This is a genomic window from Rhodococcus aetherivorans, assembly GCF_011058165.1.
GTDB lineage: Bacteria > Actinomycetota > Actinomycetes > Mycobacteriales > Mycobacteriaceae > Rhodococcus > Rhodococcus aetherivorans.
Genome location: NZ_JAALEG010000092.1, coordinates 1 through 24581, shown reverse-complemented (window position 1 = coordinate 24581; position 24581 = coordinate 1). Strand labels below are relative to the sequence as shown.

General features: G+C 71.6%; 19 protein-coding genes and 2 pseudogenes. 13 read left to right on the top strand and 8 right to left on the bottom strand.

Annotation, left to right across the window (positions count from 1 at the left end):
- A pseudogene (locus tag G6039_RS30330) lies at positions 1 to 196 on the top strand (hypothetical protein); the annotation flags it as partial.
- Between the two features lie 94 nt (positions 197 to 290).
- The gene (locus G6039_RS25455) at positions 291 to 2294 is read left to right on the top strand and encodes a S9 family peptidase (protein ID WP_043796587.1); all 2004 of its coding nucleotides are present in this window, start codon (positions 291 to 293) and stop codon (positions 2292 to 2294) included.
- Positions 2295 to 2382: 88 nt separating this feature from the next.
- Here the strand turns inward: G6039_RS25455 and G6039_RS25450 are convergent, their stop codons facing one another.
- Positions 2383 to 3333 (bottom strand): TIGR03621 family F420-dependent LLM class oxidoreductase, encoded by a 951-nt coding sequence (locus G6039_RS25450; RefSeq protein WP_043796588.1) that lies wholly within the window; start codon positions 3331 to 3333, stop codon positions 2383 to 2385.
- Between the two features lie 101 nt (positions 3334 to 3434).
- Here G6039_RS25450 and G6039_RS25445 point away from each other — a divergent pair, with 101 nt between their 5' ends.
- The 9 genes from G6039_RS25445 (at position 3435) to proB (ending at position 15475) form a co-directional block, all read left to right on the top strand.
- A complete protein-coding gene (locus tag G6039_RS25445; protein WP_029543142.1) occupies positions 3435 to 6110 on the top strand; it encodes a valine--tRNA ligase in 2676 nt (891 codons plus the stop codon).
- Complete coding sequence (folC, locus tag G6039_RS25440) at positions 6107 to 7540, top strand: bifunctional tetrahydrofolate synthase/dihydrofolate synthase (protein WP_006937237.1); 1434 nt, start codon at positions 6107 to 6109, stop codon at positions 7538 to 7540. The genes G6039_RS25445 and folC overlap by 4 nt, the downstream gene beginning before the upstream one ends.
- Complete coding sequence (locus tag G6039_RS25435) at positions 7537 to 7962, top strand: DUF4233 domain-containing protein (protein WP_006937236.1); 426 nt, start codon at positions 7537 to 7539, stop codon at positions 7960 to 7962. The genes folC and G6039_RS25435 overlap by 4 nt, the downstream gene beginning before the upstream one ends.
- Before the next feature lie 16 nt (positions 7963 to 7978).
- Positions 7979 to 8398 carry a nucleoside-diphosphate kinase gene (ndk, locus tag G6039_RS25430; protein WP_006937234.1) on the top strand — a complete coding sequence of 140 codons (420 nt, stop codon included), beginning with the start codon at positions 7979 to 7981 and terminating at the stop codon, positions 8396 to 8398.
- Between the two features lie 385 nt (positions 8399 to 8783).
- Positions 8784 to 11867 carry a translation initiation factor IF-2 N-terminal domain-containing protein gene (locus tag G6039_RS25425; protein ID WP_043796590.1) on the top strand — a complete coding sequence of 1028 codons (3084 nt, stop codon included), beginning with the start codon at positions 8784 to 8786 and terminating at the stop codon, positions 11865 to 11867.
- A gap of 205 nt (positions 11868 to 12072) precedes the next feature.
- The gene (gene rplU, locus G6039_RS25420) at positions 12073 to 12384 is read left to right on the top strand and encodes a 50S ribosomal protein L21 (RefSeq protein WP_006937230.1); all 312 of its coding nucleotides are present in this window, start codon (positions 12073 to 12075) and stop codon (positions 12382 to 12384) included.
- A 36-nt stretch (positions 12385 to 12420) separates the two neighbouring features.
- Positions 12421 to 12684, top strand: coding sequence for a 50S ribosomal protein L27 (rpmA, locus tag G6039_RS25415; protein WP_006937229.1), 264 nt, complete (start codon positions 12421 to 12423; stop codon positions 12682 to 12684).
- Between the two features lie 200 nt (positions 12685 to 12884).
- Positions 12885 to 14342, top strand: a complete 1458-nt coding sequence (gene obgE / locus G6039_RS25410) for a GTPase ObgE (RefSeq protein WP_006937227.1) — start codon at positions 12885 to 12887, stop codon at positions 14340 to 14342.
- A 32-nt stretch (positions 14343 to 14374) separates the two neighbouring features.
- Entirely contained in the window at positions 14375 to 15475 is a 1101-nt protein-coding gene (proB, locus tag G6039_RS25405; protein ID WP_043796593.1) for a glutamate 5-kinase, read from the top strand.
- 10 nt (positions 15476 to 15485) lie between these two features.
- Here the strand turns inward: proB and G6039_RS25400 are convergent, their stop codons facing one another.
- The 6 genes from G6039_RS25400 to G6039_RS25375 all read right to left on the bottom strand — a co-directional run bounded on the left by G6039_RS25400 (position 15486) and on the right by G6039_RS25375 (position 21884).
- A complete protein-coding gene (locus G6039_RS25400) occupies positions 15486 to 16319 on the bottom strand; it encodes an NAD-dependent protein deacetylase (protein WP_043796594.1) in 834 nt (277 codons plus the stop codon).
- 21 nt (positions 16320 to 16340) lie between these two features.
- The gene (locus G6039_RS25395) at positions 16341 to 17276 is read right to left on the bottom strand and encodes a D-isomer specific 2-hydroxyacid dehydrogenase family protein (RefSeq protein ID WP_006937219.1); all 936 of its coding nucleotides are present in this window, start codon (positions 17274 to 17276) and stop codon (positions 16341 to 16343) included.
- 49 nt (positions 17277 to 17325) lie between these two features.
- Positions 17326 to 17721: an ectoine synthase gene (locus G6039_RS25390; protein ID WP_006937217.1), complete on the bottom strand. Its 396-nt coding sequence runs from the start codon at positions 17719 to 17721 to the stop codon at positions 17326 to 17328.
- Positions 17722 to 17776: 55 nt separating this feature from the next.
- Positions 17777 to 19057 (bottom strand): diaminobutyrate--2-oxoglutarate transaminase, encoded by a 1281-nt coding sequence (gene ectB, locus G6039_RS25385; RefSeq protein ID WP_006937215.1) that lies wholly within the window; start codon positions 19055 to 19057, stop codon positions 17777 to 17779.
- A gap of 43 nt (positions 19058 to 19100) precedes the next feature.
- Entirely contained in the window at positions 19101 to 19532 is a 432-nt protein-coding gene (gene ectA, locus G6039_RS25380; protein WP_006937213.1) for a diaminobutyrate acetyltransferase, read from the bottom strand.
- 249 nt (positions 19533 to 19781) lie between these two features.
- Complete coding sequence (locus G6039_RS25375; protein WP_006937211.1) at positions 19782 to 21884, bottom strand: RecQ family ATP-dependent DNA helicase; 2103 nt, start codon at positions 21882 to 21884, stop codon at positions 19782 to 19784.
- A gap of 491 nt (positions 21885 to 22375) precedes the next feature.
- Here G6039_RS25375 and G6039_RS25370 point away from each other — a divergent pair, with 491 nt between their 5' ends.
- The gene (locus G6039_RS25370) at positions 22376 to 23929 is read left to right on the top strand and encodes an acetyl-CoA hydrolase/transferase family protein (RefSeq protein ID WP_029543155.1); all 1554 of its coding nucleotides are present in this window, start codon (positions 22376 to 22378) and stop codon (positions 23927 to 23929) included.
- A gap of 20 nt (positions 23930 to 23949) precedes the next feature.
- Here G6039_RS25370 and G6039_RS25365 read toward each other — a convergent pair whose 3' ends face one another.
- On the bottom strand, positions 23950 to 24492 hold the full coding sequence (locus G6039_RS25365; protein ID WP_164528138.1) for a DUF3515 domain-containing protein: 543 nt from the start codon (positions 24490 to 24492) through the stop codon (positions 23950 to 23952).
- On the opposite strand from G6039_RS25365, the pseudogene G6039_RS25360 reads away from it, so the two are divergent.
- Positions 24467 to 24581, top strand: a pseudogene (locus G6039_RS25360) (biotin carboxylase N-terminal domain-containing protein); the annotation flags it as partial. The gene G6039_RS25365 and the pseudogene G6039_RS25360 overlap by 26 nt on opposite strands.

Below are 24581 nucleotides of genomic sequence, written 5' to 3'. Positions count from 1 at the left end.
GGTGATCGCCTTCTCCTTGGCGCCGGGCGCGATGACGTTCTTCATCAGGTTCGTGTACTCGTCCCGGATGTGGATCACCGGTGTGGCGCGCCTGCTGTCCGAGATGGAGCCGGACGACGCGGCCGCCCTCGTCGCCGTCGCCCCGCTGCTCGAGCGCCTGGCCGCGCTGTCCGCAGACCACCCGCTGGTGGGTTGACCGCTCGTTCCCGCGCGGCGCGCCGGCGGCGTATCCCGACCGGGCCGTGTCGGCTCCCCGGTGACGCCTCCGGCGAGCACTACCCTCGGGCACCATGACCGCATTCGACGACCTCGACGACTATCTCGCTCTCCCTCGCGTCACCGCGCTCGCGCTGTCGCCGGACGGGACCCGCGTCGTGATCGCCCAGTCCACCCTGGACGAGGAGGGGACCGGGTACGTCGGGGCGCTGTGGGAGGTCGACCCGCAGGGGCATGCGCCCGCCCGGCGGCTCACATGGGGTGCGAAGGGCGAGTCGAATCCCGTCTTCACCGCCGCCGGCGACCTGCTGTTCACCGCCGCCCGGGCCGACGGGACGGACGGCGACGACGCCCCCGCCGCGCTGTGGCGGCTGCCCGCCGCCGGCGGCGAAGCACAGCGCGTGGTCTCCCGCAAGGGTGGGGTGCGCGGCGTGTGGGCGGCCGAGGCGGCGGACCGGATCGTGGTGACGGCGGACGTACTCGGCCGCACCGACGGCGACGACGAGCGGATCCGGGACGCCCGCAAGAAGCGCAAGGTCTCCGCCGTGCTGCACACCGGATACCCGGTGCGCCACTGGGATCACGACCTCGGACCGGCCGAACCGCACCTGCTCGCCCTCGCGGACGGCCCACACGCGCCCCTGTCGGACCTGACCCCCGGGCCCGGAGGCGCCCTGCGTGAGGCGTCCCTCGACCTCGCCGCCGACGGCAGCTTCGTCGTCACCACCTGGTCGGTGCCCGGGCCGCTCGCGTCCCGCCGCACCACCCTGGTGCACATCGACACCGACACCGGACTGCGCACCGTCCTCGTCGACGACGAGGCCGCCGACGTGTTCGCCCCCGCGATCGCGCCGGACGGCACCCGGGTGGCGTTCCTGCACGAGACGCACTCCGACCCCGAGACGGCGCCGCGAATCACTCTGCGGCTGTTCGACCTTCGATCGGGTGAGACGACCCAGCTGGTGCCCGGGTGGGACCGGTGGCCGACGTCGGTCGTCTGGCGGCCCGACTCCGGGGCCCTGCTCGTGACCGCCGACGAACACGGCCGCGCCCCGATCTTCCAGGTGGCGCTGTGGGCCGACGTCCCCACGCCGTTGACCACCGACGCCGCCGCCTACACCGACCTGCGCGTCGCGCCCGACGGAACGTGCGTCTACGCCCTGCGCGCCGCCTACGACACACCGCCGCACCCGGTGCGGATCGCGCTCGACGCCCCCGGCACCGTCACCGCGCTGCGCGCCCCCGCGGAGCAGCCCGAACTGCCCGGCCGCCTCACGGAGATCACGACCGCGGCCGCCGACGGCACCCCGCTGCGGGCCTGGCTGGCCCTGCCGGCCACCGCCGATCCCGACGCGCCCGCGCCACTGCTGCTGTGGATCCACGGCGGCCCGCTCGGCTCCTGGAACACCTGGTCGTGGCGGTGGAACCCGTGGCTGCTCGTCGCCCGCGGCTACGCCGTGCTGCTCCCGGACCCCGCGCTGTCCTCCGGTTACGGGCAGGACTTCGTCCAACGCGGGTGGGGCCGCTGGGGCAAGGAGCCCTACACCGATCTGATGGCCCTGACCGATGCGGCGATCGAACTACCCGAGATCGACGCCGAGCGCACCGCCGCGATGGGGGGATCCTTCGGCGGCTACATGGCCAACTGGATCGCCGGGCACACCGACCGATTCCACGCGATCGTCACCCACGCGAGCCTGTGGGCCCTGGACCAGTTCGGGCCCACCACGGACTCGGCCTGGTACTGGGCCCGGGAGATGACTCCCGAGATGGCGGTGGAGAACTCGCCGCACCTGTACGTCGCCGACATCGTCACCCCCATGCTGGTGATCCACGGCGACAAGGACTATCGCGTGCCGATCGGGGAGGGACTGCGGCTGTGGTACGAGCTGCTGTCCGAGTCGGGGGTACCCGCCGCCGCCGACGGCTCCACCGTGCACCGCTTCCTCTACTTTCCCGACGAGAACCACTGGGTGCTCAGCCCCCAGCACGCGAAGATCTGGTACGAGGTGGTCGAGGCGTTCCTCTCGGAGCACGTGCTCGCGCGCCCCCGGGAACTGCCCGAGGTGCTCGGCTGACGCGGATCGCGCCGGTGCGCGGCTGACGACGCGGATCGCGCCGGTGCGCGGCTCGGGATTCGAGCAGCATCTCCGCCGGGGGCGACGCTCACCCGCCCAGCATCCGCACCCGTTCCAGCGCCGGGGCGAAGGCCTCGAGATACGGCCCGTGGACGGTGTAGTAGGTGAAGCCGTAGCGGTCGCGGTTGCGCAGGACCTGATCGGCCATCCGTTCCACCGTGCCGATCAGTGCGAACGGCGTGTCCAGCAGCTCCTCGACGCTCATCATCGGACCGTAGTGCTCGAGAAGTGCCCGCGCCGCGCCCTCTCGGTCGTCGGTCACCACGACCGCCTGGACCAGCACCTGCCACTCGAGGCGGTCCGCGCGGGCGCCGGCGCGCTCACGGGCGAACCGCACGCGCTCGTCGGCCTCGGTGGCCGTCGCGATGCGCAGCACCCCGGGCGCCTGCCCCGGCACCTGCACGGCACCGGCCACCCCCACGATGTCGGCGCGCTCGGCCGCCAGCTGCAGCACCCGGTCCCCGGTGCCGCCGATCAGCAGCGGGGGACCGGTGCCGCCGAACCCGCGCCGCTGGACCGGCTGCAGCGGTGCCAGGCCCATGCCGGCGCGCAGCTCGGCGTGTTGCGGGTACCCACCCTCCGCGAAGCGGCGCCCCAGACCGTCGATCAGGGCCTCGAGCCGATCGACGCGGCGGCCGATCGGCTCCCAGCCGATGCCGGCCTCGTCGAATTCCCACTTCATGTGCCCGGCGCCGAGGCCGAGCTCGAGCCGGCCGCCGGTGAGGACGTCGGTGGTCGCGACGTCGCGGGCCAGCAGCTCCGAATTCCAGAACGGGGCGTTGAGGACGAGCGTGCCCACCCGCAGCCGCTCGGTCGCCTGCGCCGCGGCGACGAGCGTGGGAAACGGCGCGGCGACCCCCAGGTGGTCCGCGGCGAACAGCGTGTCGTACCCGAGGGCCTCGATGCGGCGGCACCGGCCGGCGAACGCACCGGCCGACTCCAGGGCGAAGACGTTCGTGGCGAAGCGGAACTCGTTCACATCTGTCACGGTGCCGTACCCGTGATCCGCAGTCCAGCAGGCCCGCTCCGGGTCCGTGGGGCGTGTGCAGGCGGTTTGCCTCCGCTGACTACGATTGCGGGGTGACCAGTGCGCCAGAGAACCACCAGAACCCCGCCGACGCCCTCCCCAAGAGCTGGGACCCCAGCGCCGTAGAGGACGAGCTGTACCAGGGCTGGGTGGACGCCGGTTACTTCGTCGCCGATCCGTCCAGCGACAAGCCCGGCTACTCGATCGTGCTGCCGCCGCCGAACGTCACCGGAAGCCTGCACATGGGCCACGCCCTCGACCACACCCTGATGGACGCGCTGTCGCGCCGCAAACGCATGCAGGGCTACGAGGTGCTCTGGCTGCCCGGCATGGACCACGCCGGCATCGCCACCCAGACCGTCGTCGAGAAGCAGCTCGCGGTGGACGGGAAGGCCAAGGAGGACTTCGGCCGCGAACTGTTCGTCGACAAGGTCTGGGACTGGAAGCGCGAATCGGGCGGCACCATCCAGGGCCAGATGCGCCGCATCGGCGACGGCGTCGACTGGTCCCGCGACCGGTTCACCATGGACGAGGGCCTTTCGCGGGCCGTGCAGACGATGTTCAAGCGGCTCTACGACGACGGGCTGATCTACCGGGCCGAGCGACTGGTGAACTGGTCGCCCGTGCTGCAGACCGCGATCTCCGACATCGAGGTCAAGTTCGAGGAGGTCGAGGGCGAACTCGTGTCGCTGCGCTACGGCTCCCTCAACGACGACGAGCCGCACGTGATCGTCGCCACCACCCGGGTGGAGACGATGCTGGGCGACACGGCCGTCGCGGTGCACCCGGACGACGAGCGCTACAAGCACCTGGTCGGCACCACCCTCGAGCACCCCCTCACCGGCCGGCGGATCCCCGTGATCGCCGACGAGTACGTCGACCCCGAATTCGGCACCGGCGCCGTGAAGATCACGCCCGCGCACGACCCCAACGACTTCGAGATGGGCCTGCGGCACAACCTGCCGATGCCCACCATCATGGACAAGGCCGGCAAGATCGCCGACACCGGAACGCAATTCGACGGCATGGACCGGTTCGAGGCGCGGGTCAAGGTGCGCGAGGCGCTGGCCGAGCAGGGGCGGGTCGTCGCCGAGAAGCGTCCCTACCTGCACAGCGTCGGTCACTCCGAGCGCAGCGGCGAGACCATCGAGCCCCGGCTGTCGATGCAGTGGTGGGTCAAGGTCGATGCGCTCGCCGAGGCGGCGGGCGACGCGGTCCGCAACGGCCACACCGTGATTCACCCGGCCAGCCAGGAACCGCGCTGGTTCGCCTGGGTCGACAACATGCACGACTGGTGCATCTCGCGGCAGTTGTGGTGGGGGCACCGCATCCCGATCTGGTACGGCCCCGACGGCGAGGTCGAGTGCTTCGGTCCGGACCAGACCGCCCCCGAGGGGTGGGAGCAGGACCCCGACGTGCTCGACACCTGGTTCTCCTCGGGCCTGTGGCCGTTCTCCACGATGGGCTGGCCCGACAAGACGCCGGAGCTCGAAAAGTTCTATCCCACAAGCGTGCTCGTCACCGGTTACGACATCCTGTTCTTCTGGGTGGCCCGGATGATGATGTTCGGCCTGTACGTCGCGAACGACGAGGCGATCACCGCCGGCGGGAAGTCCGGCGTCCAGGTGCCGTTCAAGGACCTGTTCCTGCACGGCCTCGTGCGCGACCAGTACGGCAAGAAGATGTCCAAGTCGCGCGGCAACGGCATCGATCCGCTGGACTGGGTGGAGCGGTACGGCGCCGACGCACTGCGCTTCACCCTGGCCCGCGGCGCCAACCCCGGGAGCGACCTCGCCGTGGGCGAGGACCACGCGCAGTCCTCCCGCAACTTCGCCAACAAGCTGTTCAACGCGACCAAGTTCGCCCTGATGAACGGCGCCGTCGTCACCGAGCTGCCGGCGCGCGCTGCGCTCACCGACGCGGACCGGTGGATCCTCGACCGGCTCGAGCAGGTCCGCGCCGAGGTCGACGAGGCGTTCGAACGGTTCGAGTTCTCCAAGGCGTGCGAGGCGCTCTACCACTTCGCGTGGGACGAGGTGTGTGACTGGTACCTCGAGCTCGCCAAGGTGCAGCTCGCCGACGGCAGCGAGTACGCGGAGGGGACCAAGGCGGTCCTCGGCAACGTCCTCGACCAGCTGCTGCGCCTGCTGCACCCGGTGATCCCGTTCGTCACCGAAACCCTCTGGAAGGTGCTCACCGGCGGCGAGTCCGTGGTCGTCGCGTCGTGGCCGGGCACCAGCGGGGTCGCGGCCGACGCCGACTCCGCGCGCCGCGTCGAGGATCTGCAGAAGCTCGTCACCGAGGTCCGCCGCTTCCGCAGCGACCAGGGCCTCAAGCCGTCGCAGAAGGTCGCCGCGCGGCTCACCGAGATCGACGCCGCCGACCTGGCCGCCCAGGTGCCGGCCGTGCGGTCGCTGGCGCGACTGACCGAGCCGGCGGACGGGTTCTCCGCCACCGCCTCCATCGAGGTGCGCCTGTCCCGCGCCACCGTCACCGTCGAGCTGGACACCTCCGGCACCGTCGACGTGGCGGCCGAGCGTGCCCGGCTGGGCAAGGACCTCGCGGTCGCCGAGAAGGAGCTCGCGGGCACGTCCGCCAAGCTCGGCAACGAGGCGTTCCTCGCCAAGGCGCCCGCGGCGGTCGTCGAGAAGATCACCGCCCGCAAGCAGATCGCGGAGGAGGAGATCGCCCGGATCACCTCCCGACTCCAGGAGCTGGGGTCGGCGTGAGCGAGGACCGGTCCGCGGCGACGCCGGCGCAGCCTTCGCCGGTCGACCTGGCCGAGCTGACCCTCGTCGAGGCCGAACTCGACAAGCGCTGGCCCGAAACGAAGATCGAGCCGTCGCTCACCCGGATCGCGGCGCTGATGGATCTGCTCGGATCCCCGCAGCGCAGCTATCCGGCCATCCAGATCGCCGGCACCAACGGCAAGACGTCGGTGAGCCGGATGATCGACGCCCTGCTGACCCGGTTGCACCGGCGGACCGGCCGCACCACGAGCCCGCACCTGCAGCTGGCCACCGAGCGGATCAGCATCGACGGGGCGCCGGTCTCGCCGCGCACCTACGTCGACACCTATCGCGAACTCGAGCCGTACGTCGCGATGATCGACGCCCAGTCGCAGGCTGCGGGCGGCCCGGCGATGAGCAAGTTCGAGGTGACCACGGCGATGGCCTTCGCCGCGTTCGCCGAGGCTCCCGTCGACGTCGCCGTCGTCGAGGTGGGGCTCGGTGGCACCTGGGACGCCACCAACGTCGTGGACGCGCAGGTCGCGGTGATCACCCCGATCGGGCTCGACCACACCGAGTACCTCGGTCCCGACCTCCCCACGATCGCGGGGGAGAAGGCCGGGATCATCAAGAAGGCTGCCGACGACGGGCTGGTTCCCCGCGACACCGTCGCCGTCCTGGCCCAGCAGGAGCCCGAGGTGATGGAGGTGCTGCTGCGACGGGCCGTCGAGGCGGATGCCGCCGTGGCGCGCGAGGGCTCCGAGTTCAAGGTCCTGGCCCGGCGCATCGCCGTGGGGGGTCAGCAGCTCGAGCTGCAGGGCCTGGGCGGGGTGTACACCGACATCTTCCTGCCGCTGCACGGCGAGCACCAGGCCCGCAACGCCTCGCTCGCGCTCGCCGCCGTGGAGGCGTTCTTCGGCGCCGGCGCCGACCGGCAGCTCGACGGCGACGCGGTGCGCGCGGCGTTCGCGTCGGTGCTCAACCCGGGCCGGCTCGAACGGGTGCGCAGCGCCCCGACGGTCTTCCTCGACGCCGCCCACAACCCCCACGGGGCGAAGGCGCTCGCCGCGGCCCTGGCCGACGAGTTCGACTTCCGCAAGCTGGTCGGAGTGGTGTCGGTGATGGCCGACAAGGATGTGCCCGGCCTGCTCGACGCGCTCGAGCCGGTGTTCGACGAGATCGTCGTCACCCACAACGGTTCGCCGCGGGCCATGGACGTCGACGAGCTCGCCGACCTGGCCGTGGCCCGGTTCGGCGACGAACGCGTGGTGGTCGCGCAGACACTGCCCGACGCCCTCGAGACGGCCATCGCCATCGCCGAGGAGGTCGCCGAGCCGGGTGAGGCAGTATCGGGGGCGGGCGTCGTGGTCACCGGTTCGGTGGTGACCGCCGGCGCCGCCCGCACTCTCTTCGGAAAGGACCCCGCGTGAGCGAGGCAGCTGACAACCCCGGCGAATCGCCGGATCGGGACTCCGCCGTCCGGCCCCCGGCGAAGGACCCGTGGAAGGGACTGCGCGGCGTCATGGCCGGCACGCTCGTCCTCGAGGCCATCGTGGTCCTGCTCGTGCTGCCGGTCGTCGCGGTCATCGGTGGGGGGCTGACGTGGTTCTCGGGCGGCTACATCGTGCTCCTCGCCGTCGCGATGATCGCGGGCGCCGGGCTGCAGGGCCGGCCGTGGGCGCTCTGGTACAACCTCGCGCTGCAGGTGCTGACCCTGCTGGGCTTCGTGGTGGACCTGTCGCTCGGCATCGTCGGCGTGCTCTTCAGCGTGGTCTGGGGCTACATCCTGTACCTGCGCAAGGACATGAAGGACCGCGAGGCGCGGGGTCTGCTGCCGGGGCAGCGGGGCTGACCACTACGCTGTGCGCGTGACTGAGCGGACCCTGGTACTGATCAAGCCCGACGGCGTGGCCCGTCGTCATGTCGGAGAGATCCTCTCGCGCATCGAGCGCAAGGGACTCGACATCGTGGCACTCGAGCTGCGCACCGCCACCGAGGAGGTGGCCGCCGCCCACTACGCCGAGCACGAGGGCAAACCCTTCTACCCCGGCCTGATCGAGTTCATCACCTCGCGCCCGCTGGTCGCGGCCGTGCTCGAGGGCCCCCGGGCCATCGCCGCGTTCCGTCAGCTCGCGGGCGGCACCGATCCGGTGGAGAAGGCCGTTCCCGGCTCCATCCGCGGTGATCTCGGGCTCGACGCCGGGGAGAACCTGGTGCACGGCTCCGACTCGGTGGAGTCCGCCGAGCGCGAGATCGCCCTCTGGTTCCCCGCCCTCGCCGGGTCCTGATCCGTATCGACTGCCCCGCCACGGCGCCCTCCGGGGCGCCGTTGGCGTATCCACGGACCTCTGTGTGGGATACTGAGGTAGGTCGCCCCGCTTCGAGTGTTGCGGAACGACCGAACGACATCACGGATCGATGCCCGACATCGCTGTGACCGGGGACGCAGGAGACACCTCGCTCGGTTGCACGCTGGATGCACCGGCGCTCGATCCGCGATCCAGCCAGGCACCGCTCGGCCGTGCAGTGAAAACGGGCACCGGACGACCGCGCGATGCGAGACCGCACATCTCGCGCCTCCCGGTGCGAGCACACACAGACAGCGCCCTCGCGTGGCCGCGTCACATCGCTCGAGACGAGGATGGACGCGCCCGGGGGCCCGAGGAGACCTACGTGGCCGAACAAGCGCCGCCGAACGACAATTCCAACGAAGAGGGCACCGTGGTGCTGCCGCCGAAGATGCGCGTGCACGCCCTTGCCAAACTGCTCGGCCTGACCAGCAAACAGGTCATGGCCAAGGCCGCCGACCTCGGCACCGAGCTGCGCAGTGCCCACTCGAGCCTGCAGCGCGACCTCGCCGAACAGATCCGCGCCGCGCTCGGCGCACCGGCCGAGGCCGAACCGGTGCCCACCGCGGAAGCCGCACCGGAACCGGTGGGTGAGGCGCCCGAGGTGCCCGCCGGAGAGGCCGCCGTCGCGGTGCCCGCCGAGGTCCCCGTGGAGGAGCCGGCGGCCGCGGTCCAGGACACTACCGCTCAGGAACCCGCCGCGGAGTCCGTCGAGGCACCCGCGGCCCCGGCCCTGTTCACCGGCGTGGAGCAGGAGACCCCGGTGTTCGCCGCGCCGGAACCGAGCACCGCCGAGCCCGTCGTCAGCGCACCGCTGTTCCTGCAGCCGGAGGTCACCACTCCCGTGGAGGCCCCGCCCCGTCGACGCCGTTCCCGGCGAGCGGCCGAGGCACCCGAGCCCGCCGTCGCCGAGGAGGTCACCGAGGAGACCGCCGCGGTGGAGGAACCGGCCGAGGAGACCGCCGAGGAGGAGGAGCCGCGTCGGCGCCGTCGTGGCCGCCGTGGCCGTGGCCGTGGCCGCGGCGAACAGCCCGAGACGCAGGACGAGACCACCGCCGAGGAGGGGACAGCTGCGGCGGAGGCCGAGGAAGCGGAGGCCGAGGAGCCGACGGAGGCCGAGGAGCCGACGACGGAGGAAGCCGCGACCGCCGGGCCGGAGGCCGGGGAGGCCGAAGGCGGGGAGGCCGAGCAGGCCGAGGCCGAGGAGGAGTCCGCGGAAGGTCCCTCGCGCCGTCGTCGCCGTCGTCGTCGCCGCAAGGGCAGCGCGGACGGCGCCGAGACCGTCGCCGAGGACGACTCGGTCCCCACCGTCGTCCACGAGCGCGAGCCGCGGCCCAAGGCCCGCGCCGCCAAGGACGAGGTGCAGGGCATCACCGGTTCCACCCGGCTCGAGGCCAAGCGCCAGCGCCGCCGCGACGGCCGGGACGCGGGCCGCCGTCGGCCCCCGATCCTCACCGAGTCGGAGTTCCTCGCCCGTCGCGAGTCCGTCGACCGCGTCATGGTGGTGCGGGAGAAGACCGGTGACGGTGCGCACCCCGGGAACATCACGCAGGTCGCGGTCCTCGAGGACGGCGTCCTGGTCGAGCACTTCGTGACCAGCGCCGGATCCGGTTCGATGGTCGGCAACATCTTCCTCGGCCGTGTCCAGAACGTGCTTCCCTCGATGGAGGCGGCGTTCATCGACATCGGCAGGGGCCGCAACGGCGTCCTCTACGCCGGCGAGGTCAACTGGGAGGCCGCCGGGCTCGGCGGCAACTCCCGCAAGATCGAGCAGGCCCTCAAGCCGGGTGACCGGGTGCTCGTGCAGGTCAGCAAGGACCCGGTCGGGCACAAGGGCGCCCGCCTGACCACGCAGATCAGCCTCGCCGGCCGGTTCCTGGTGTACGTGCCGGGCGGCTCGTCCACCGGCATCAGCCGCAAGCTGCCCGACACCGAGCGCAAGCGGCTCAAGGAGATCCTGCGCGAGATCGTCCCGGCCGAGGCCGGCGTGATCATCCGCACCGCGGCGGAGGGCGTGAGCGAAGACGAGCTCGCCCGCGACGTGCAGCGCCTGCAGACGCAGTGGGCTTCCATCGAGGAGCAGGCCGCCAAGCTCGAGTCCGACGGCTCGGGGCAGCCGAAGACCCTCTACGAAGAGCCCGACCTGCTGGTCAAGGTGATTCGCGACCTGTTCAACGAGGACTTCTCCAAACTCGTCATCGAGGGCGAGAACGCCTGGACCACCGTCGAGAGCTACATCCGCACCGTCGCACCGGACATGGTGCCCCGCGTGGAGCGGCACGATCCCGACTCGGGTGGACGCGACGTGTTCGCCGCCCACCGCATCGACGAGCAGCTCGCCAAGGCGCTCGACCGCAAGGTGTGGCTGCCGTCCGGTGGCACGCTCGTCATCGATCGCACCGAGGCGATGACCGTCGTCGACGTCAACACCGGCAAGTTCACCGGGGCCGGCGGCAATCTCGAAGAGACCGTCACCCGCAACAACCTCGAGGCGGCCGAGGAGATCGTGCGGCAGATGCGGCTGCGCGACATCGGCGGCATGATCGTCGTCGACTTCATCGACATGGTGCTCGAGTCGAACCGCGACCTGGTGCTGCGACGCCTCACCGAGGCGCTCGGCCGGGACCGCACCCGCCACCAGGTCTCCGAGGTGACCTCGCTGGGGCTCGTGCAGATGACGCGCAAGCGGCTCGGCACGGGTCTGGTGGAGGCGTTCTCCACCACGTGCGAGCACTGCCACGGCCGCGGCATCGTCGTGCACAGCGAACCCGTCGAGGCCGGCGCGGCCGAGGACGGTGGGCGGCCCGCCCGTGCCGAGAGCGGCTCCCGGCGCCGCCGGGGCCGTGACCGCGGCACCCAGCCGGAGGCGGCGACGACCGAGACGGCCGCGCCCGCGCCGGTACCCGAGGTGGCGACAGTGGACGCGACCGTCAAGCGTGCCCACCCGGTGGCCCTGGCGATGGCTGCGCACCACGGGAACCACGACGAGAACCCGGCGGAATCCGGCGCCGAGCAGGCGCAGGCAGCGCCGGCCCAGCCGGCCGAAACACGCGAGGCTGAGCCGGCCGAAACACGCGAGGCTGAGCCGGCCGAATCACGCAAGGCTGGGCCCGCCGACACGCGCGAGGCGCGGCCGGCCGAAGCACCGGAGGCCGAAAAGCAGGCAGCGGAGCCGGCGGCCCGTCGCCGTCGCCGGGTCTCACGGGCCGCCGCGGCCCCGACGGGCGACGGCACCGGCGCCGGCACCGTCTTCGTGGTGCCCACACCGGCCCCCGCACCGGAGCCTGCGGCGGTGGCCGCCGCGCCGGTCCCGGACGGGGAGAACGCCGAGCCGGTGGTCGTTCGACGGCCGCGTCGTCGCCGGGCCGCGGGCCGGCCCGCCGGCCCGCCGGTCGAAGCACAGGCATGAGGTCCGACCGGGCCCGACACCGCGCGGGCCCGGTTTGACCCTGGCAGTCACCTTCCCGTAATCTTGGTCAGTCGCTACTCGGCGATACGGCCCTGCTGCGCCCGATGCGGGAAGGTGGCGGGCCCCGAGTCAGCAACCACACCAGACCAGTCGCGTTGCACACCGTGGCGCGAGCACGTTCGAACTAGCAAGGGGTAGCCGTCCGATGGCAACGTACGCGATCGTCAAGACCGGCGGTAAGCAGTACAAGGTCGCTGAGGGCGATCTCGTCAAGGTCGAGAAGATCGAGGGTGAGCCCGGCACTGCTGTCTCGCTTGCTCCGGTCCTCGTCGTCGACGGAGCCGAGCTGACCACCGACGCCGACAAGCTGGCGAAGGTCACGGTCACCGGCGAGATCGTCGAGCACACCAAGGGCCCGAAGATCCGCATCCACAAGTTCAAGAACAAGACCGGCTACCACAAGCGCCAGGGTCACCGTCAGAAGCTGACGGTCCTGAAGGTCACCGGCATCAAGTAATTCGGGCTTCCGCTTCAAACCCCAGGAGGGTTCGTCATGGCACACAAGAAGGGCGCATCCAGCTCCCGTAACGGTCGCGATTCGAACGCCCAGCGTCTCGGCGTCAAGCGCTTCGGCGGCCAGGCCGTCAACGCGGGTGAGATCCTGGTGCGCCAGCGCGGCACCCACTTCCACCCCGGCGTGAACGTCGGCCGTGGCGGCGACGACACGCTGTTCGCCCTCGCTGCCGGTGCCGTCGAGTTCGGCACCAAGCGTGGTCGCAAGACGGTCAACATCGTTCCGGTCGCGGCAGACGCCTGATCTGCCGTCCGAATCGGACACCGCGGAGGTTCCCTTCGCACATACTCCCAGTAGGGGCGGACCAGGGTCGCACACCCGGGTCCGCCCCTACTGTTTTCGGGACGACCGGTAGCGGTCGTTCCGGCACAACTCCGGTAGTCCCGGCACAGTGGGGCTACCGGTCGACACAACAGTTCCACCATTCGACGGAGGTCCACCCCATGTCCCGCTTCATCGACCGGGTGGTGCTGCACGTCACCGCCGGCAAGGGTGGTAACGGCTGCGCCTCCGTCCATCGCGAGAAGTTCAAGCCGCTCGGCGGCCCCGACGGCGGGAACGGCGGCAACGGCGGCAACGTCGTGCTCGAGGTGGACGAGGGGGTCCACACCCTCCTCGACTTCCACTTCCACCAGCACGCGAAAGCCACGAACGGCACGCAGGGCGCGGGCAGCAACCGCGACGGCGCCAACGGCGGCGACCTCGTGCTCAAGGTGCCCGACGGCACCGTCGTGCTCGACAAGGACGGCCGGATCCTGGCCGACATGGTCGGCGCCGGCACTCGCTTCGTCGCCGCCCACGGTGGCCGCGGCGGCCTCGGCAACGCGGCCCTGGCGTCGAAGGCCCGCAAGGCCCCCGGCTTCGCCCTGCTCGGCGAGGAGGGGGAGGAGCGCGACCTCGTCCTCGAACTCAAGTCCGTCGCCGACGTCGGGCTGGTCGGGTTCCCGTCCGCCGGCAAGTCCTCGCTGGTGTCGGTGCTCTCCGCGGCCAAGCCGAAGATCGCCGACTACCCGTTCACCACCCTCGTTCCCAACCTCGGGGTCGTGCAGTCGGGCGACACCACGTTCACCGTCGCCGACGTGCCGGGCCTGATCCCCGGCGCCAGCCAGGGCCGCGGTCTCGGCCTGGACTTCCTGCGTCACCTCGAGCGCTGCGCCGTGCTCGCGCACGTCGTCGACTGCGCGACGCTCGAGCCGGGGCGCGATCCCGTCTCCGACATCGACGCACTCGAGGCCGAGCTGGCCGCCTACCAGCCGGCGTTGTCCGGCGACAGCAGCCTGGGCGACCTCGCCGATCGTCCCCGCATCGTCATCCTCAACAAGGTCGACGTGCCGGACGCCGCGGAACTCGCCGATTTCGTCACCCCCGAGCTCGAGGAGCGGGGCTGGCCGGTGTTCCGGATCTCCGCCGTCAGCCGGGAAGGGCTGCGGCCGCTGACCTTCGCGTTGGCGCGGATGGTGGAGGAGTACCGGCAGGCGCATCCGCCGGCCGCGCCGCGGCGGCCGGTCATCCGGCCCGTCGCCGTCGACGAGACCGGCTTCAGCGTCGTCGCCGACCCCGAGACGCCGGGTGGCTTCATCGTGCGCGGCACCCGGCCCGAGCGCTGGGTGCGTCAGACGGCGTTCGACAACGACGAGGCCGTCGGCTACCTCGCGGATCGGCTCGCCCGCCTCGGTGTCGAGGACGAACTCGTCAAGCAGGGCGCCGAACCGGGTGCCTCCGTCACCATCGGCGACGTCTCGTTCGAGTGGGAGCCGCAGACCCAGGCCGGCGTGGACGTCGTGCCCACCGGCCGGGGCACCGACGCCCGCCTCGACCAGGTCGATCGGGTCGGCGCCGCCGAACGCCGCCACGCCAAGCGGGTCCGCCGCGGTCTCGCGACCGACGACGACGAGTTCTGACCACCGCACCTCGAGCCCAGAAGCAGGAGATCGTGAGCGAGACCCGGGAGGCCGTCGCCGGCGCGCGCCGCGTCGTGGTGAAGATCGGCTCGTCCGCCATCACCAGCCTGGTCGGCGGCCTCGACCGGGACCGCCTCGACTGCCTGGTCGACGCTCTCGAAGAGCGCATGCGCTCCGGCTCGGACGTCGTGGTGGTGTCCTCCGGCGCGGTCGGCGCCGGCCTCGCCCCGCTGGGCCTGACCATCCGGCCCCGCGACCTGGCCACCAAGCAGGCCGCGGCCAGCGTCGGACAGCTTGCCCTGGCCCACGCGTGGGGCACCTCCTTCGCCCGGTACGGCCGCACCGTCGGGCAGGTGCTGCTCACGGCCGACGACATCGCGCGGCGCACCCAGCACCGCAATGCCCAGCGCACCCTCGACCGGCTGCGCGCGCTGCACGCCGTGCCCGTGGTCAACGAGAACGACACCGTCGCGACCGCCGAGCTGCGGTTCGGCGACAACGATCGCCTCGCCGCGCTCGTCGCGCACCTCGTCGGCGCCGACGCGCTGATCCTGCTCTCCGACGTCGACGGCCTCTACGACGGCGATCCCCGTAAGGGCGACGCCCACCTCATCGCGGAGGTGACGAGCCCGGAGGACCTCGACGGCGTCGTCGCCGGGTCCGGGGGCGCCCTCGGCACGGGCGGGATGGCGTCGAAGCTGTCCGCCGCGCGCCTGGCCGCGGATTCGGGTGTGCCGGTGCTGCTCACCGCCGCGTCGCAGGCCGACCGTGCCCTCGGTGCCGCGGACGTGGGCACCGCGTTCGCGGCCCGGCCCGACCGGATGTCGGCGCGGCGTTTCTGGGTGCGGCACGCCGCCGACACCCACGGCACCCTGCACCTGGACGCGGGCGCGGTACGGGCGGTGGTGGAACGGCGCCGCTCGCTGCTCGCGGCGGGCATCACGGGAATGAGCGGGCGCTTCCACGGTGGGGACGTGGTGGCGCTGGTCGGTCCCGACGGCCGCACGGTGGGGCGCGGCGTGGTGGCCTACGATGCCGCCGAGCTGGACTGGATGATCGGGTTCTCCACGCGGCAGCTGCCGGCGGACCTGCAGCGGCCGGTGGTGCACGCGGACGATCTCGTGACGCTGTAGGCGCGGGCGGTCACCGGCCGGAGGTGGCCGCCGGTGCCGCGGTGACCAGGGCCGTGAGCACCTCCGAGCAGCCCGCGTCGACCTTCACGGTGGCGAGGGGATCGCCGCGCGTGACGCCACGGTTGACCACGGCCACCGGCATGCGGCGCTTGGCGGCGTGCCGCACGAACCGCAACCCGGACATCACCGTCAGGGAACTGCCGACCACGAGCAGGGCATCCGCCTCGTCGACGAGCGCGAAGGCGCGCTCCACGCGCTCGCGTGGCACCGATTCACCGAAGTAGACGATGTCCGGCTTGAGCATCCCCCCGCACCGCTCGCAGTCCACCATGCGGAAGCTGCCGGTGTCGTCGACGACCGCGTCGGCGTCCGGCGCCACCTCGAGACCCGTCGTCCCCCGAACCCGTTCGAGGAAGCCCGGATTGGCGGCGGTGAGCCGCTCGGCGAGGGTGAAGCGCGAGATCCGGAGGTCGCACGCCAGGCAGCGCACCTGCGCGTAGCAGCCGTGCAGGTCGATCACCCGCCGGCTCCCGGCCTTGGTGTGCAGCAGGTCCACGTTCTGGGTCAGGACGCCCAGGACGGTGCCGCGGCGTTCGAGCGCGGCGAGGGCGCGGTGCCCGGCGTTCGGTCGTGCGGAGTCCATGTGCCGCCACCCGACATGGTTGCGCGCCCAGTAGCGGCGCCGGAATTCCGGATCCCCGACGAACTGCTGATAGGTCATCGGGTTGCGGGGTGGCGCGCCGGGACTGCGGTAGTCCGGGATGCCGGAGTCGGTCGAGATGCCCGCGCCGGTGAGCACGCACAACCGCCGGCCGTCGAGCAGGTGGTGCAGCGGTTCGATCACCCCGTCCAGGGTAGCGGCGTGTCAGTACCCGGCGCTCGGGTCGACGACCGCGGCGAGATCGAGGCCGGTCGCGAAGCGCGTGACGTTCTCGGTCACGTGCTCGGCGAACGCGGGGATGCGCAGCGCCGGGGGATTGGAGTCGTGCGGGGTGATCATGGCGTTGCGCAGCGACCACAGCGGGTGCCCGTCCGGCAGCGGTTCCGGGTCCGTGACGTCCAGGCCGGCGCCCGCGATGACGCGGCGGCTCAGGGCGTCCACCAGCGCGTCGGTGTCGACGAGGCTGCCGCGGGCAACGTTGATCACCCAGGCGGTCGGCTTCATCGCGGCCAGCTCGTCGGCGCCCACCAGTTGCTCGGTCTCGGCCGTGGCGGGGGCGGCGATCACGAAATGGTCTGCGCGGGGCCATACTTCGTCGATCCGTGCGACGGGGACCGTCTCCACGGCGCCCGGGACGGGGCGGCCGCTGCGGGTGACCGCGAGCGCCTGGGCGCCGAGCGAACCGAGCATGGGGATCAGGGCCCGGCCGATGCCACCCGCGCCGATGATCCCGACGGTGGCGCCGCGCAGGGTGCCCAGCTGGGGGTAGAACACGCTCGGCGTCCACGACGTGGCCGCCAGGTGGTCGGGCAGCGCCCGCACGCCGGCGAGCAGCAGCATGAGCGCGTGTTCGGCGACCGTCGCGGCGAACGCCCCGGCGGCCGACGTCCACGTCACCTGGGGGTGAGCGCGGATGACGCCGGCGTCGAACCAGTCCTCCACGCCGGCGGCGGGCAGCTGAACCCACCGCACCGACGCCGGCAGCACCGCGGGGAACTCGTCCGGTCCGGCGGTCCAGACCACCGCGTCCGGGCGGTCGTCGAACCCGCACACGCGACCGCCGCCGGCCCCGATCGCCCGGTCGAACACGATGTCCGGGGCGGGGCCGACGGCGATGCGCGGCTGTCGCTCGTAGGTCATGGCTCCGACTCTAGGCGCGAACGCCCGGCCGGTCACTCGCTGCGGGCACTCAGACGACCTCGACGAGGGGGTACACGCCGTTCTCGTCGTGGACCTCCCGGCCGGTGACCGGCGGGTTGAACACGCAGAACATGCGCATCCGGGTGTCCGGCTCGACGCGGTGCCGCTCATGGCCGTTGAGCAGGTACATCGTGCCGGGTGCGAGCGGGTACACGGTGCCGGTCTCGAGGTCGGTGAGGGTGCCGGTGCCCTCGATGAGCCACACCGCCTCGATGTGGTTCGCGTAGTGGAACTCGTTGACGGTGCCGGCCTCGATCGTGGTCTCGTGGAACGAGAACCCGACCTTGTCGCCGCCGAGCACGATGCGCTTGCTGCGCCAGTTGCCGTTGTCCGACGTGATGTCGCGCTCGGTGCCGGTGATTTCCTCGGTGGTACGGACGATCATACGTAAGTCCTTCGGAAGCTTGTCTTCTCGTGCATGGGTCGACGGCGGCCGGGGGTCAGGCCCGGACCACCGAGGTGGCCTCGCACAGGATGTTCAGACCGTGCTCGAGCTCGTCGTCGCTGATCGTCAGCGGCGGAAGCAGCTTGACGACCTCGTCGGAGGGGCCGGAGGTCTCCGCGAGCAGGCCCTGCTCGAACGCGAGGGCGCACACCTTCTGTGCGTCGTTCGGCTCGTCGAAGACCAGGCCCTGAACCATGCCGCGACCGCGGGTGGAGACGCCGTCGAACATGTCGGACAGGTTCATGAAGGTCTGCCGGATCCGCTCGCCCTTGCGCAGCGTCTCGCGCTCGAGGTGGTCGTCGGCCCAGTAGTGCTGCAGCGCCTTCGCCGCGGTGACGAACGCCGGGTTGTTGCCGCGGAACGTGCCGTTGTGCTCGCCCGGGCCCCACACATCGAGGTCGCGCTTGAACAGCGTGAGCGCCAGCGGCAGGCCGTACCCGCCGATCGACTTCGACAGGGTCACGATGTCCGGGGTGATCCCGGCGACCTCGAACGAGAAGAACGGGCCGGTGCGGCCGCAGCCCATCTGCACGTCGTCGACGATGAGCAGGATGTCGCGCTCGGCGCACAGATCCGCGAGGGCACGCAGCCACTCGGGGCGGGCGACGTTCACGCCGCCCTCGCCCTGCACGGTCTCCACGATCACCGCCGCCGGGCGGTTCAGACCGCTGCCGGAGTCGTCGAGCACGCGGGAGAACCAGTGGAAGTCCTCGGTGACGCCGTCGAAGTAGTTGTCGAACGGCATCGGGGTGGCGTGCACCAGCGGCACACCGGCCCCGGCCCGCTTCATGGAGTTGCCCGTCACCGACAGCGCACCCAGGGTCATCCCGTGGAATGCGTTGGTGAAGTTGATGATCGACTCGCGGCCGGTGACCTTGCGGGCGAGCTTGAGCGCCGCCTCGACCGAGTTGGTGCCCGTCGGGCCGGGGAACTGGACCTTGTAGTCGAGGCCGCGGGGGGCCAGGATGTGGCTCTCGAACGACTCGAGCAGTTCCCGCTTGGCGACGGTGGACATGTCGAGGCCGTGGGTGATGCCGTCACCCATGATGTAGTCCACGAGCGCGGTCTTCAGGACCGGGTTGTTGTGCCCGTAGTTGAGGGCTCCCGCGCCGGCGAAGAAGTCGAGGTAGTCCTTGCCGTTCTCGTCGCGGAGCCACGATCCGGACGCCGTTTCGAACACGGTCGGCCAGCCGCGGCTGTAGCTGCGCACCTCGGATTCGAGGTAATCGAAAACGCTGTGCTTGGCGGGGGTTTCGGGGTGCTCCAGGATGGTCATTCGTCGTCCTCCTGCGGCGAATTCGCTTTCGCCGGTCGTGTATTCATTCGCCGATCGTGTAGAGATCCTCGGCCATGTGGGAATCGGGAAAATCCGAAGGGGTGAACAATTCGCTCCGGGTGATGCGCAGTCCGCGTCGCCGGGCGAGCGCGGTGAACAGCGCGATGGACGCCTCGTTGTCCGGGCTGACGGTCGTCTCGAGCCGGTTCACGCCGGTGTCGGCGAGCCGGTCCCACAGGCTGTCGAGCATCCGGCCGGCGATGCCGCGGCCGCGTTGGGCCTGGTCGACGGCCACCTGCCAGACGAACAGCGTGTTCGGCGACTCGGGACGGCGGTAGCCGCTGACGAAACCCACCGCCTCGTCGTCCCCGCCGGTGGCGACGACCGAGGTCGCCGCGAAATCGCGGCACCAGAGCACGTATGCATAACTGGAATTGACGTCGAGCACTTTCGAATCACGCGCGATCTGCCACATGCGAATTCCGTCGGAAATACGCGGTGCGCGGAAATTCGGCTCGGTCGGCGCGCTCGCCGTTTCGGCGGGCGTACGGGGCGGGGTACTTCTCTGCGTCACAGGCGTCATAAGCGGTCTCGAACCTAACAACTTCGTGGGCGGGATTCACCCGCCTTGTCGGGATCCGTCGCCGGGTACCCCGGCTCCGCGCAGGTGAGACACCCATGTGAGAAGAGTCACTTCGTGTAGCGCCCGGGCCGAGCGCGGCGATTATTTCGGGCTCGCCAGCGCCAGCGGCAGCACCGCGGAGGCCCCGGCCCGGATCAGGGTCCGCGCCGCCATCGTCATCGTCCAGCCGGTGTCGGTGACCGCGTCGACGAGCAGGATCGGCCCCCGGGTTCCGCTGAGGTCGGGGCTCTCCCACGCGTCTACGAGGCCGGCGATCCGGTACGCCGAGTTCGCTGCCGTCACCGGGGGCCGGCCGGGCCGGGCACGCAGCACGCCGAGATCCTCGAGCCGGCCGAGCTGCGCCAGCCGCGCCGCGAGGGAACCGACCAGGCGAGGATGGGTCGCCGACTCCACGGCCATCACCGCGGTCGGGCGATCCGACCAGTCCCACGCCTTGAGCACCGCCACGGCGGCCTGCACCACCGCGTCGGGCACCGGCGCGTCGGGGCCGTCCAGCAGCGCCCGCAGCCGCGGACCCCATCCGAGGTCCGACAGCCGGCCGAGTACCCGGCCCGGCTCGGGCCCGTCGGTGATCTTCCCGGACAATGCCACGCCGAGTTTGGCCATTCCCGTCGGCCACTGCCGCCGCGGCGGCAGGTCCACCCCCGGCCGGTCCAGCCGGGCCCGCACCCGGCCCAGCTCGGTGTCGTCGACGTCCGCCGGCCACCGCGCCCCGCAGCAGTTGTCGCACCGCCCGCAGCCCGGGGTGTCGGACGTCAGGTCGGGATCGTCGAGCTGGGTGCGCAGGAACACCATCCGGCACCGGGTGGTCCGCTCGTACTCGAGCATCGCCTCCTGCTCGGCCTCGCGGGCCCGCTCGAGCGTCGCGTACCGGGCGGCGTCGTACTCCCAGGGCACGCCGGTGGCGATCCAGCCGCCCTTCACCCGGCGTACCGCACCGTCCACGTCGAGCACCTTGAGCACCATCTCCAGCCGGGACCGGTTGAGGTCGACCAACGGCTCGAGGGCCTGCGTGGACTGCGGCCGCTCCGGCTCGAGCACCTCGATCACCCGCCGCACCACCTCCTCCCCCGGGAAGGCCACCGACGCGAACCAGCTCCAGATCTGCCGATCCTCGGGACCCGGAAGCAGGATCACCTCCGCCCGCTCGGTCGCACGGCCCGCGCGACCGACCTGCTGGTAGTAGGAGATGGGTGAGGACGGTGCTCCCAGGTGCACCACGAACCCGAGGTCCGGCTTGTCGAAACCCATGCCCAGGGCCGAGGTGGCGATCAGGGCCTTGACCCGGTTGGCGAGGAGGTCCGCCTCCAGCTGCTCCCGCTCGGCCGGATCGGACTGCCCCGTGTATGCCGCGACGGTGTGACCGTGCTCGGAGAGCAGCGCGGCCAGGTCGTGCGCGGCCGACACGGTGAGGGTGTAGACGATCCCGGAACCGGGCAGCTCGTCGAGGTGCTGGGCGAGCCACGCCGCCCGGCGCGCGGGCTCGTCGATCCGCAGCACCGACAGGTGCAGCGACGGCCGGTCGAGACCACCGCGCAGCACCAGGGTCTCGCCCGTGCCCTCCCCGACGCCGAGCTGCGCGGCCACGTCCGCCACGACCCGGTCGTTCGCGGTCGCGGTGGTCGCGAGCACCGGAATGCCCTCGCCGATTTCGGTGACGAGGGTGCGGATGCGCCGGTAGTCCGGCCGGAAGTCGTGTCCCCAGTCCGAGACGCAGTGCGCCTCGTCGACCACCACCAGTCCGGCGTCGCGGGCGAGCGCCGGCAGCACCTGGTCGCGGAAGTCCGGGTTGTTGAGCCGCTCCGGGCTGACGAGCAGGACGTCCACCGCGCCCTCGGCGACCTGCCGGTGGATCTCCTCCCACTCGGTGACGTTGCCGGAATTGATCGTGGCCGCGCGGACGCCCGCGCGCTGCGCCGACTCGACCTGGTTGCGCATCAGGGCCAGGAGCGGGGAGACGATCACGGTCGGCCCGTGCCCGTGGGCGCGGAGCAGCTTGGCGGAGATGAAGTAGACGGCCGACTTGCCCCAGCCCGTGCGCTGCACGACCAGCGCTCGCCGGCGATGCACCACCAGTGCCTCGATGGCGCTCCACTGGTCCTCCCGCAACCGGGCGCCGGGTCCCGCGAGGTCGCGGAGCAGTCGTTCGGCTTCGTCGCGCAGATCCGTGGTGGCGGTGCTCATGGGACCTATCGTGCCGGACCGCGCCGACACCGTCCGTGCCGGACGAGGACGACACCGTCCGTGCCGGACGAGGACGACACCGTCCGTGCCGGACGAGGACGACACCGCCGCGCCGCCGCGAGGGGCGTCCGCGCCGGCCGTGGCGTTCGCTTCGGGGACGAACGTGCCGTGTTGCGCGACGAACGGGGTCGTTCCATCGGCGAACGACCCGTCGGTCCCGTCGGGCCGCCGCCGCCCGGCCCGGCGGCGGCGCGGCACGTCGGTCGCGCCGGAGTCGTCGGCGCCACGGTCGCCCCGACCCGGAGCCGCTGCGCTCGTTGCAATCGAACCGACTGCGAGACAGTTGCTTTCGGGGACCGGTGGGACGGCGGTTCGTTCGGCCGGAGGCCGTGGGTGCGGCACGCGGCGGGGTGAGTGGTCCGCGCCCCATCCGGTCCGCCGCTGTGACGGAGGCGTCGTCGGCCGCCGGACGTGCTCGTACCCTGTTCGTTATGCAGACGCAGTTCCTCCGCCCCGCATCCGACTCCTCTCCGAGCCGAATCGACCATCCGGCGTTCCGGCAGAAGGTCGTGTCGGCGGAGGAAGCCGTCCGCTGGATCCAGCCCGGCCACACCGTCGCCATCAGCGGTTTCGCCAGTGCCGGCACGCCGAAGGCGATCACCCCGGCGCTCGCGGAACGCATCGGGGCCGCGCGCGCCGCCGGCACCGACTTCACGGTCAACCTCCTCACGGGCGCGTCGGTCTCCGCCGAGACCGAGCGGATGCTGTCGGAGGTGGCCGGCATCTCCCTGCGGATGCCGTACCAGGCCGAGCCCACCGCCCGCCGCAACATCAACAACGGCCGCATGGACTACGTGGACATCCACCTGTCCCACGTCGCCCAGCAGGTCTGGGAGGGCTACTACGGGCACGTCGACGTCGCGGTCGTCGAGGTCTCCGGCGTCACCGAGACCGGTGAGCTGATCCCGTCCGCGTCGATCGGCAACAACAAGACCTGGCTCGACGTCGCCGAGAAGGTGATCCTCGAGGTCAACTCGTGGATTCCGGCCGCGATGACGGGCATCCACGACGTGTACTACGGCACCGCGCTGCCGCCGCACCGCAAGCCGATCATGCTCACGGACGTCGAGGACCGCATCGGCCAGAGCACGTTCCGCGTCGACCCGGACAAGGTCGTCGCCGTCGTCGAGACCCACGCCCGCGACAGCGCCAGCCCGCTGACCCCGCCGGACGCGGTGAGCCAGGCGATCGCCGCGCACGTGCTCGACTTCTTCGAGCACGAGATCTCCCGCGGCCGGCTGCCCGCGGACACGCTCCTGCCGCTGCAGTCCGGCATCGGCAACGTGGCCAACGCCGTCCTCCAGGGTCTCGATGCCGGTCCCCACAAGGGTCTGACCTGCTACTCCGAGGTCATCCAGGACGGGATGCTGCACCTGATCAAGCACGGCACGGTCCGCTTCGCGTCCGCCACGTCGCTGGCGCTGAGCGAGGCCGGAATCGACGAGCTGGTGTCGAACATCGACTTCTACCGCGAGCACATCGTGCTGCGCCCTCAGGAGATCAGCAACCACCCCGAGATCGTGCGCCGCCTCGGCATCATCGCGATGAACGGCATGCTCGAGGCCGACATCTACGGCAACGTCAACTCCACCCACGTCATGGGCACCAAGATCATGAACGGGATCGGCGGATCCGGCGACTTCGCCCGCAACGGCTACCTGTCGATGTTCCTGAGCCCCTCCACCGCGAAGGGCGGCAGCATCTCGTCGATCGTGCCGATGGTGCCGCACGTGGACCACACCGAGCACGACGTGCAGGTCCTCGTCACCGAGCAGGGACTTGCGGACCTGCGCGGATTGTCGCCGCGGCGCCGCTCCCGGGTCGTCGTCGACAACTGCGCCCATCCGGACTACCGGGACATGCTGCACGACTACGTCGACCGGGCCGAGGCCGTGCCCGACGCCGGGCACACCCCGCACCTGCTCGGCGAGTCCCTGTCCTTCCACCAGCGTTTCCTGGAGTCGGGATCCATGCTGGCACAGTAGGTTCCGAGGGGCCGGCGCCGTCAGCCGCCGGCGACCGGCGCGGGGTCGATCGGCTGTTGCGGGAGCGACTGCGTGACCGCCGCCGATATCGTCTGCAGCGGAGTCGGACCCGAGCCGTTCGGCACTGTCAGCGCCACGTACACCGGGCGGTCCACGACGAACCACGTGCTCGCATCGATGCCCTCCGCGGCGCCGGACACCTCGAACCACTGGACGCCGTCGACCACCTGCAGCGCCGCCGCCTGATCGAACTCCGCCGGTCGCTCGAGCCCGCACCGCAGCACCACCGGCTCGCCCTCGACGGGCTGCCAGGCCGCGGCCCCCACCGGGGCCGGGTCGGCCAGCTCCGCGCGGCGGAGGTCGCCGACCTCCTCGGGCAGCGCCCCCAGCAGCGCCGCGCACTCCGGGGACTCGGCCTGCGGCGCCACCACCGGCCCCAGCGCTACGGGCGCCAGCTCCGGGGTGCGGTTCGCCAGCACCGCCGCCACCACGATGCCGATCAGCAACGCCACCGGCAGCGCGACGGCCGTGGCGATCAAGGCGCGGGCGATCGCGGCAGCCAAGGCGGCGGGTCTGCCGGTGCTGGCGTCGTCGGAGCCGTCGGCCGATCTCGAGCAGTTGCTCGCGGCTGCCGAGTCCATGGAGTTCCCGA